This window comes from Nevskia sp., assembly GCF_023266035.1.
GTDB lineage: Bacteria > Pseudomonadota > Gammaproteobacteria > Nevskiales > Nevskiaceae > Nevskia.
In genome coordinates, this window is record NZ_JAHFRY010000160.1 from 1 (window position 1) to 9,347 (window position 9,347).

Genomic DNA, 9,347 nt, shown 5'->3' on the forward strand with positions numbered 1-9,347 from the left:
GCTGAACTTCTCAAACCCCGTCGAGGCTAGCGATATCTGCTTCATGGCGTTGAGTCACCTTGCTGTTTCCGATACCCGAATTTTATCGCAGCAGAACGGGGTTAATCAGAGAATCCTTAAGACGCACGAGCCGGATTATCGGACCCGGCTCAAGACGATGATGTTGTCCCATCCCCCCGGAACGCTCAGCGAAGACGAGGCGGCGGCTTCTCTGTTCATGACCAAACGCACCTTGGCACGCAAGCTCAAAATAGAAAATAGCGGTTTTCGGCAAATTCGCGACGAGATTCTGTCCCAGCAGGCGGCCTGCTATTTGTCTGATTGCCAGTTGCCCATCGAGGCCATCGCGGCGCTGTTGAACTATCACGATTCCGCGAGTTTCAGGCGCGCCTTCAAGCGCTGGTTCGGTCAACCCCCTCAGCAGCACCGGCGAAGTGCCGGTTAGCGAGCAAGGTCATCGTCTGGTCCATCGTCCTCGCCGGGTCATCGGCCGATCGTCGGAGCGTGGCCCTGTTGTTGCCGCCGACTGAAAGTTGCCCCCCCGGCCGCGAAGTGCGTGCTCGACGCCATCGGCGTGCTCCGCAGCATGAACGCCGACAATGTCCGCAAGATCCTGGCCGGCGCTGATCGACCGGACCGCGATGCTGATGCCGCATGTCAAGATCACGGAGGTGCTGCTGGAAGTCGACCGGTGGAAGGACTTCACTCGGCACTTGACGCATCTCAAGACCGGTGCCCCGTCCAAGGACACGACGCTGCTGACCACCGTCCTGGCCGATGCGATCAACCTCGGTTTGACCAAGATCGCGGAGTCATGTCCCGGCACGACCTACGCCAAATTGTCTTGGTTGCAGGCTTGGCAAATCCGGGACGAAACCTGTTCGGTAGCCTTGGCCGAGCTGGTCAATGTGAGCTTCACCTGCTTTCCCGGACGCGTCCGATGGGTGTGTCTGGCCCCGCACCAATTCAGCTACTGATCCCAGGCCTCATCCAGGCCCTTCGACGCCCCCGCGTCGCAGGGCCTTTTCGTTACACCTTGCCGGTTAGCTCCGGGACGAGCGTGAACAGATCGCCCACGATGCCGAAGTCAGCGACCTCGAAGATCGGCGCCTCGGAATCCTTGTTGATGGCGACGATGGTCCGCGCGTCCTTGATGCCGGCCAGATGCTGGATCGCACCCGAGATGCCGATGGCGATATACAGCTCCGGCGCGATGATCTTGCCGGTCTGGCCCACCTGCATGTCGTTCGGCACGTAGCCCGAGTCCACCGCGGCGCGCGAGGCGCCAACGCCGGCCTTCAGCTTGTCGGCGAGGTCGTAGATGATCTTGAAATTCTCGCTGCTCGCGAGCGCACGACCACCCGACACGACGCGGTTCGCGGACTGCAGTTCCGGGCGCTCGGACTTCTGCGCGGCCAGCGAGACGAAGCGCGTGTGCGTTGGCAGCGAGGCGGTCACGCTTGCGGCTTCCACCGGCGCGCTGTTGCCGCCCGCAGCCGCCTGGAACGAAGCGAGACGCACGGTGCCGATTACCAGCTGCGACGCCGGGGCCTCGACGGTGCAGATCGCGTTGCCAGCGTAGATCGGGCGATCGAACGAGGTCGCCGAATGCACGTGCATGATGTCGCTGATCTGCTGCACGTCGAGCTTGGCAGCCACGCGCGGGGCGAGGTCCTTGCCAAACGTGGTTCCGGGGAACAGCACATGGCTGTAGCCCTTGGCGAGTTCCACGACCTGCGGCGCCAGGGTCGCGGCCAGGGCGTGGTTGTTCGCAGCATTGTTGACCGTGAGTACCTTGGTGACGCCGGCAATCTGCGCGGCCTGAGCAGCGACGGCTGCACCGTCGACAGCGAAGACGGCGACGTGCACTTCACCACCGATCTGGCTGGCGGCGGCAACGGTCTTGGAAATGGCGGCGGACAGCTTGCCGTCGGCGTGTTCTGCAATGACGAGAGTCTTGGACATGTGATTTTCCGTTGTAGGGCGGGATAGCGGCGCTTTTTGCCGCGCATCCCGCCATGTCGCGTCAAGGCGGGATGCGGCGCGAGAAGCCGCGCCTTTTCCGCCCTACGAAATGATTTAGACGAGGCCCTTGGCTTTCAGCGCGGCGACGAGTTCATCGACGGTCTTGACCACGATGCCCTTGGAGCGCTTCGGCGGCGCCGCGGTCTTGGTGATCTTGAGACCCGCACCCGGCGTGACGTCGAGCGAGGCGAAGCTCTGCACATCCACCGGCTTCTTCTTCGCCTTCATGATGTCCGGCAACTTCAGATAGCGCGGCTCGTTGAGGCGAAGATCGGCGGTGATGACGGCGGGCAGATCGATTTCCAGAGTCTCGAGGCCGGCGTCGATTTCGCGCGTCACGATGGCCTTGTTGCCGTCGATTTCGACCTTGGAGGCGAACGTCGCCTGCGGCAGATCAAGCAGGGACGCGATCATCTGGCCGGTCTGGCTGGCGTCGTCGTCGATCGCCTGTTTGCCGGCGATGAAGAGTTGCGCGCCTTCCTTCCGGAACACTGCGGCGAGCGCCTTGGCGGCGTTCAGCGGCTGGATTTCACCCTCTTCCTTCACATGCACGGCACGGTCGGCACCGAAGGCCAGCGCGGAGCGCAGCGTCTCTTCGTTCTTCGCACCGCCCACCGTCACGGCGATGATTTCGGTGACATTGCCTTTCTCCTTCAGACGCACCGCTTCTTCCATCGCGATTTCGTCAAAAGGGTTCATCGAGTGCTTTACGCCCTCGGTGACAACACCCGAACCATCGGGCTTGACCTGGATCCGGACGTTGTAGTCCACCGACCGCTTGACGCTGACCAAAACTTTCATCATTTTCTCTCTAGCGTTTGTTAGAACAAAATCGGCTCATCGACTGAATGCCTAAGTCAATCATAGTTCGCATCGCTGGCCTTCGGGGTGCCAACCTGCGAATCCCTCAACCTCTCTCATGCAGAAAGACACCATCCGAAATTAGGGAGGCGATCTGTTTGGCGACCTGCTGCACCGGGCCTTTCCGGGGGTCATACCACTCCACCGTCCAGTTGACTGCCCCTAGAACGACCAGGCGCGCAACATGCAGATCCAGCCCCGGCCTCATTTCGCCGCGCTCACTGGCTTGGGTCAGGAGATCGTCCCAGAACGCACTGTAAGTTCTGCGGCGCTCCTGGTTGGAACGCTTCAGGTTTGCCGGTAGCTGCCCATAGGTCCGGATGCTCGCCGAGGTGAAGTCGCCATGCAGAAGCAACCCGGCCAGGTGACCTTCGATAGCCGCCGCGATCTTCTGCCTGGAGCTCGCGTCCCTTGGCAGCGCCGCCAGCCGGTTCTCAACCGACTTCTGGACTTCGTCCATCCCGGTGTCGAGAATCTCCAGCAGGATCTCGTCCTTGGAGCGGAAGTGGTAGTACACGCTGCCGGCCTGGATTCCCGCAGACTCAGCGATCTGGCGCAGGGTTGTTGCCACATATCCCTGGTTCCGGAACAGCTTCGCCGCTGCTTTCAGGATGTACCCGCGTGTCAGATCCGCAGGGGCTTCCTTGCCTGCCCTCACGCCGCCCGCCTTCCGCTTGAGCATTGCCATTCTTTCAGTCCACGGTTGAGGTGCCAATTATTGCCATGCCAGCCAAGCTGATGGCCGTTTCGCCCCGGAGCGGAGCGGCACCATCTGGGGCGGGAGCATCAATGGGCACACAATCTTACCTCGGAAACAGTTAACATCTAACTATCATTCGGTAGAATTTTACGATAGTGTTGCACCCTCAGTTCGCCGCCTCGCTCGAGGCTGCCAGCGCCGCGCGTTCACAACAGCAAACCCGGAGAAACCCGTGGATCTCGGACTCAAGAACAAATCGGTCGTCATCACCGGCGGCGGTTCCAATATCGGCCGCGCCATCGTGCTCGGTTTCGCGGCCGAAGGCGCACGCATCACCGTCGGCGACATCGATGAGGGTCAGGCGGCCAAGGTCGCCGAACTTGCGCTCAAAGCCGGCGCAGCCGACGTGCAGGTGATACGAACCGACGTGACCCAGCTCGATCAGGCCCAAGCCCTGATGGACGCAGCGGTGACACGTTACGGCTCGCTCGACGCGCTGGTGAACAACGTGGGCTGGGACCAGCTCATGTTCTTCATGCAGACCACACCCGAGTTCTGGGAAAAGATCATCCGCATCAATTTCTACGGCGTGCTCAACTGCACGCGCGCCGCGTTGGAGAAAATGATTCCGGCGCAGGCCGGCGGCAGCATCGTCTCGATCAGCTCCGACGCCAGTCGCCAGGGCGAGCCGAAAGAAGCGGTCTATGGCGGCATGAAAGCGGCCGTCAACAGTTTCATGAAGACCATCGCCAAGGAAAACGGCCGCTACGGGATTCGCTGCAACTGCGTCTGCCCCGGCGTCACGATTCCGGAAACCGAAGACGAAGTCGGCGGCACCAGCATGTGGGTCAAGCCGCTTTTCACGCCCGATCAACTCGAAAAAGTCGCCGCCTCGCTGCCGCTGAAGAAAGTGGGACGCCCGCGCGACATCGCCAATTCCGTGGTCTTTCTGTCCTCGCCGGTCGCCGCCGGACACGTCACCGGACAGGTACTGTCAGTCTCCGGCGGCTACAGCATGATCGGCTGACGTCCGCTCATGACATCGGCAACGGAGCGCAGTGCCGTCGGGACGGCTCTGGGCAGCTACGAACAGGCGCGTGAGTGGATCGGTCGCCGCAGCAAGACGCGCCAGACCGATGTGGCGGTGGACGAGTCCCGCTGCAAGTTGTTTGCGGCCCTGTCCGAAGACAGCAATCCCGCGTACTGGGATCGGCAATGGGCCACCGCACAGTTCGGCGCGCCGCTGGCGCCTAGCGGCCTGACCATGAGCCTGATCATGCCGCTGCCGTGGAAGCCCGGCGGCGGGTCGTCGTCTCCGCCCTCGCTGGCGGTGGAAGTGCCGCTGCCGGGACAGACGTTCATCAATGTGGACACCGACTGCGAGTTCCTGCGGCCCATCCTCTGGGGCGACCACTTCAGCGTGTACGAAGAGATCGTCCACATCGGCCCGGAAAAAACCACGCGCCTCGGCTGCGGCCACTTCGTCACCACCTGCATGAACCTGCTCGACGCGCAGGGGCGGCTGGTCGCGCGGCTCACCAACGTGCTGTACCGCTACGAGGCAGCCCCGGCATGAGCGCCACCGCGATCTACCCGCAGCGACTCTGGTCCGAGGTCAAGGTCGGCGACGTTCTGCCGCCCATCGGACTGGCAGTCGAATATGCACGCATCATCCTCAACGCCGCGTCCACCTGGGACTATTTCCCTGGCCACCACAACCCCGAGTACGCACGCGCGCAGGGGCAGCCGGACATCTATGTCAGCACGATTTTCTTTCACGGCTTTATCGACCGGCTGCTCACCGACTGGGGCGGTCCTTCGACCTTCATCAAACGGCGGCGCATGCGGATGATCGCCAGCGTGCACCCGGGCGACACGATGCGCGCGGAGGGTGAGGTACTGCGCTGTCACCGCGACGACGCCGGGTGCGGGCTGATCGACCTCGACATCCGCATCAACACCGCGCGCGGGCTCTGCGTGCCTGCATCTGCGACCGTCCGGCTCCCCCTGAAACCCGGCGAACGCCTGTCCCCCCCGAATAACACCTCATCTGGACCTGCGCCATGAACGATCTGAATCCCGCCCCCGTCGAACCGCTCAGCGTCCGCATCCGTCAGGTGCAGGAAGCCACGCGCGGAATCTCCGAGCAGTACCCGCGTTCCTACATTCGTGAATGCATCGACAAGGATTGCTTCCCCGAGGAAATGTGGAAAGCGATGGGCGATTACGGCCTGTTGGGCCTGTCGGTCCCTGAAAAGTTCGGTGGCAGCGGCGGCGGCGTGGTAGAGATCGTCGCACTGGCCGAAGCACTTGCCCTCGGTGGCGTACCCACGCTGTTCCTGGTCGTGACCGGCCTGGGCCGCGTGCCCATCGTGCGCCACGGCACGCCAGAGCAGATTGCCAAGTTCGTCACCCCCACCTGCGATGGCTCGGTGAAGCTCTGCTTCGCGATCACCGAACCCAATGCAGGCACCAACAGTTTCAACATGACCAGCTTCGCCACCCGCGATGGCGATGAGTGGGTGCTCAACGGCCAGAAGGTCTTCATCTCCGGTGCCCGCGACGCAGACATCATGCTGGTGATCGCGCGTACGCAGAAAGCCAACGAGGTCAAGCACCGCACCGAGGGGATGTCGCTGTTCGTGCTCGACATGAAGACGCCGGGCATCACGCTGCAGACGCTCAACATCCAGGTCGAAACCGCCGAGCGCCAGTACATGGTGTTCTTCGACAACGTGCGCATGCCGGCGGACGCATTGATCGGCGAGGCCGGCAAGGGCGCCAAGCTGATGTTCGAAGGGCTGAACTCCGAGCGGCTGCTGGCCGCCGCGGCCGCGCTCGGCATCGGCGAATACGCGCTCAAGAAGGCGGTGGCCTATTCGCTGGACCGCAAACCCTTCGGCAAACCCATCGGCTCCTACCAGGCGCTGCAGCACCGCATGGCGCTGGCCAAGGCCGAACTCGAAGCCGCACGCCTGATGACCTACAGCGCGGCCGAGCGCTTCGATGCCGGTGAAGACGCCGGCGCGCACGCCAACATGGCCAAGCTGCTCGCCTCGCGCGCCGCGGTATCGGCCGTGGAAGCGGCCATCCAGACCCACGGCGGCTATGCCTTCGACCGCGACTACGACATCGTGACCCTGTGGCCGATGGTGCGGCTGATGGAGATCGCGCCGATCAACAACGAGATGCTGCTCAACTACATCGGCGAGCACGTGCTGGGCTTGCCGAAAAGCTACTGAACGCGAACCGGTGGAACCTGTGAGCAGTCGGCGCCGATGGGAATGTCGCGCGCGTCGCGCCCTCGGCGACGACGCATGATCGGGATCACGGCGATCACCTACGAGTTGCCGCCGCAGCGCATAGCCACTGCGGCGCGCGCGGAGGCGCTCGGCGTCGTTGCGGAAACCTTGGAGCGGCGCATCGGCGTCAGGAGCATCTCGCGCAAGGCTGCGCACCAGGACACATCCGATCTCGCGGTCGCTGCGGCGCTCAAGCTGTTTGAAAGGAAGTTGGTCGCGCCTGAGGCCGTGGATTGCCTGGTGGTGGTAACGCAGAACCCGGACGGGCAAGGGCTGCCACAGACCTCGGCTATCGTGCACGCCAAACTCGGGCTGCCGCGGAGCTGCGCTTCATTCGACATGGGTCTTGGATGCTCCGGGTATGTCTACGGTCTGTCCGTCATCCGCAGCTTCATGGAGGCCAATGGCCTGCGGCATGGCCTGCTGATCACGGCCGATCCCTACTCCAAGGTGATCGACCCGGACGACAAGCGCACGGCACTGCTGTTCGGCGACGGCGCAGCCGCAACGCTGCTCAGCGACCGGCCACAGTGGCGGATCGGTCGTTTCGACTTCGGCACCGACGGCAGCGGCGCGGGCTCACTGGCGGTACGGGGCAGTGACAAGCGCCTCCACATGGACGGGCGCGCGGTGCTGCAGTTCTCCATGAGCGTCGTGCCGGACAGCCTGCGTCGCGCGATGGCGCTCAATAGCCTGACGCCGGACCACATTGATCGCGTGGTGCTGCATCAAGGCAGTCGTGTCGTGGTCGAGAACATCGGCAGCGCGCTGGGAATGCGGGATCGCACCGGCTTCCACATCCAGGACTACGGCAACACCGTGAGTTCCTCCATTCCCATCGTGCTGGCCGATCACATTCAGGCAACCGATCACCATGTGGCGATCTCGGGCTTCGGGGTTGGCCTGTCCTGGGCATCCACTGTGCTGAGTCGCGCGAAATGCGCCTAGCGTCTGCCATGATTCACGCGCGTGACGGTCGTGCGCGCATGACCGTCACGCGCTCAGCCCGGCTGCGGTGCCTGCGCTTTGGAGGGCTGTCTGCCCAGAAAATCCAGCACCTGATGCGGCTCTCCTGCCCAGCGCCAGTGACTGCGCGGCGTTTCACAGTAGACCGTTTCCGCCGCACAGCCGGTGTAGCTTCGGCAACCCTCGGAATCCACCGTACGCTCGCCGCCGCAGGCGTTGCAAGACGACCACCAGCGCGCCGCATCCCGGCCGAAACCAGGGAAGTGGGAGTCGTCCGCGCCGTGCAGAATCATGACCGGCAGCGGGGGCGGACACTTCATGCCGATGAAGTCCGTGGCCTGCCAGCCGGCACCGCTGACGGCGATGGCATCCACCGTGCCTCGATGTCCGTCCAGCGCCGCAAGAGCCAGCGACACCGTGCCGCCATCCGAGTGCCCGGTGGCATAGATGCGGCCAGGTGCGATGCACCACCGAGCCGCGGCTTCTGCTGGAATGGCCGTCAGGCGCTTGACGGTTTCCGGGGTCAGCGGCGGCCCGCTGCTGACGAAGGCGAGTACGTAGCCCGCACCGGTCGCCTCGTGCGTGAGACCTGCAAAGCGCTCCGAGAGCCCCGCGCCGAATCCGGCCGGTGCGTACACCATCAGCAACGGATGCGCGTGTTGTGGCCGGTAGTTGGCAGGCGTGACCACGGTGTACGGCACGCCGTCCCGCGATTTCAGCGCGTAGCGCCCGGCCTCGCCAGGTCGTGCGCCCGATGGGCAGACGCTGTCGGCCTCGACACCTGCACCGTCGTAGTTTGCGTCGGCAGCTTCGATCGCCTGTCCCCAATGCAGCAGGCTCGCGAAGGTGACGGCCGCGGCCACAACCAGCAGTCCCATCACGATCCAGTAGGCGCGCAGCGCGCGCGATCCCGCCACCGTTTTGTTTTTTATGTTCGCGTGCACGTAGCGCGGGCTTGATGAGTCACTGAAGGAGATGACAAGCATGGCCGAGCAGAACGAACTTCTCTACAGCGTAGACGATGGCATCGCGCTGGTGACGCTCAACCGGCCGGAGCGTCGCAATGCGCTCACGCCCAATCTCACCCACCTGCTGGCCGACACCTGGAAGCGCATCGACGCCGACCCGGACGTGCGCGTGGCCGTGATCACCGGCACCTATTGCGGCACCTTCTGTGCCGGCATGGACCTCCAGGAAGCCGCACGCCTGAAAAAGGAAACCGGCAAGGACATCCTCGAGTTCTTCGCCGACCTGCGCAACGATGGCCTGCGCATGGTGAGCAAGCCGCTGATCGCGGCGATCAACGGTCACTTCCCGGCCGGCGGCATGATGCTCTCGCTCAACTGCGACATCCGCGTGGGCCTTGCCGGCACGCGCGGTGGAATCACCGAGGTGAAGGTGGGTCGCGGTTCCCCCTGGGCCGTTCCGCTGCTGTGGATGCTGCCGCAGGCGCTGCTCATGGAGACCGTCCTGACCGGCGACATGATCCCGGC

At 63.7% G+C, this 9,347-nt stretch carries 11 protein-coding genes and 1 pseudogene; 8 read left to right on the plus strand and 4 right to left on the minus strand.

Annotated features, from left to right (window positions below):
• Together Q0D45_RS19105 and Q0D45_RS19110 are read left to right on the plus strand one after the other, a co-directional pair.
• On the plus strand, window positions 1-445 hold a 445-nt coding region (locus Q0D45_RS19105; protein ID WP_293396722.1), incomplete at its 5' end, for an AraC family transcriptional regulator.
• A gap of 175 nt (window positions 446-620) precedes the next feature.
• Window positions 621-908 (plus strand): annotated as a pseudogene (locus Q0D45_RS19110) (Tn3 family transposase); the annotation flags it as partial.
• A 121-nt stretch (window positions 909-1,029) separates the two neighbouring features.
• Here the strand turns inward: Q0D45_RS19110 and Q0D45_RS19115 are convergent.
• The 3 genes from Q0D45_RS19115 to Q0D45_RS19125 all read right to left on the minus strand — a co-directional run bounded on the left by Q0D45_RS19115 (window position 1,030) and on the right by Q0D45_RS19125 (window position 3,574).
• Window positions 1,030-1,965 carry an FAD-binding protein gene (locus Q0D45_RS19115; RefSeq protein WP_293396725.1) on the minus strand — a complete coding sequence of 312 codons (936 nt, stop codon included), beginning with the start codon at window positions 1,963-1,965 and terminating at the stop codon, window positions 1,030-1,032.
• 114 nt (window positions 1,966-2,079) lie between these two features.
• A complete protein-coding gene (locus Q0D45_RS19120; RefSeq protein ID WP_293396728.1) occupies window positions 2,080-2,826 on the minus strand; it encodes an electron transfer flavoprotein subunit beta/FixA family protein in 747 nt (248 codons plus the stop codon).
• Between the two features lie 106 nt (window positions 2,827-2,932).
• Complete coding sequence (locus Q0D45_RS19125; RefSeq protein ID WP_293396731.1) at window positions 2,933-3,574, minus strand: TetR/AcrR family transcriptional regulator; 642 nt, start codon at window positions 3,572-3,574, stop codon at window positions 2,933-2,935.
• A gap of 244 nt (window positions 3,575-3,818) precedes the next feature.
• Here Q0D45_RS19125 and Q0D45_RS19130 point away from each other — a divergent pair, with 244 nt between their 5' ends.
• The 5 genes from Q0D45_RS19130 to Q0D45_RS19150 all read left to right on the plus strand — a co-directional run bounded on the left by Q0D45_RS19130 (window position 3,819) and on the right by Q0D45_RS19150 (window position 7,836).
• Window positions 3,819-4,613: an SDR family NAD(P)-dependent oxidoreductase gene (locus Q0D45_RS19130; protein ID WP_293396734.1), complete on the plus strand. Its 795-nt coding sequence runs from the start codon at window positions 3,819-3,821 to the stop codon at window positions 4,611-4,613.
• Window positions 4,614-4,622: 9 nt separating this feature from the next.
• The gene (locus Q0D45_RS19135; protein ID WP_293396737.1) at window positions 4,623-5,162 is read left to right on the plus strand and encodes a MaoC family dehydratase N-terminal domain-containing protein; all 540 of its coding nucleotides are present in this window, start codon (window positions 4,623-4,625) and stop codon (window positions 5,160-5,162) included.
• On the plus strand, window positions 5,159-5,653 hold the full coding sequence (locus Q0D45_RS19140) for a MaoC/PaaZ C-terminal domain-containing protein (RefSeq protein ID WP_293396740.1): 495 nt from the start codon (window positions 5,159-5,161) through the stop codon (window positions 5,651-5,653). The genes Q0D45_RS19135 and Q0D45_RS19140 overlap by 4 nt, the downstream gene beginning before the upstream one ends.
• Entirely contained in the window at window positions 5,650-6,828 is a 1,179-nt protein-coding gene (locus Q0D45_RS19145; RefSeq protein ID WP_293396743.1) for an acyl-CoA dehydrogenase family protein, read from the plus strand. Before Q0D45_RS19140 ends, Q0D45_RS19145 begins: the two co-directional genes overlap by 4 nt.
• 75 nt (window positions 6,829-6,903) lie before the next feature.
• Entirely contained in the window at window positions 6,904-7,836 is a 933-nt protein-coding gene (locus Q0D45_RS19150; RefSeq protein ID WP_293396746.1) for a 3-oxoacyl-ACP synthase III family protein, read from the plus strand.
• A 53-nt stretch (window positions 7,837-7,889) separates the two neighbouring features.
• On the opposite strand, the gene Q0D45_RS19155 is transcribed toward Q0D45_RS19150, so the two are convergent.
• A complete protein-coding gene (locus tag Q0D45_RS19155) occupies window positions 7,890-8,840 on the minus strand; it encodes a hypothetical protein (RefSeq protein WP_293396748.1) in 951 nt (316 codons plus the stop codon).
• Between Q0D45_RS19155 and Q0D45_RS19160 the strand changes: the two genes are divergently transcribed.
• Window positions 8,839-9,347, plus strand: a 509-nt coding sequence (locus tag Q0D45_RS19160; RefSeq protein WP_293396750.1) for an enoyl-CoA hydratase/isomerase family protein, incomplete at its 3' end; no start/stop codon positions are given. The two genes, Q0D45_RS19155 and Q0D45_RS19160, sit on opposite strands and share 2 nt — an antisense overlap.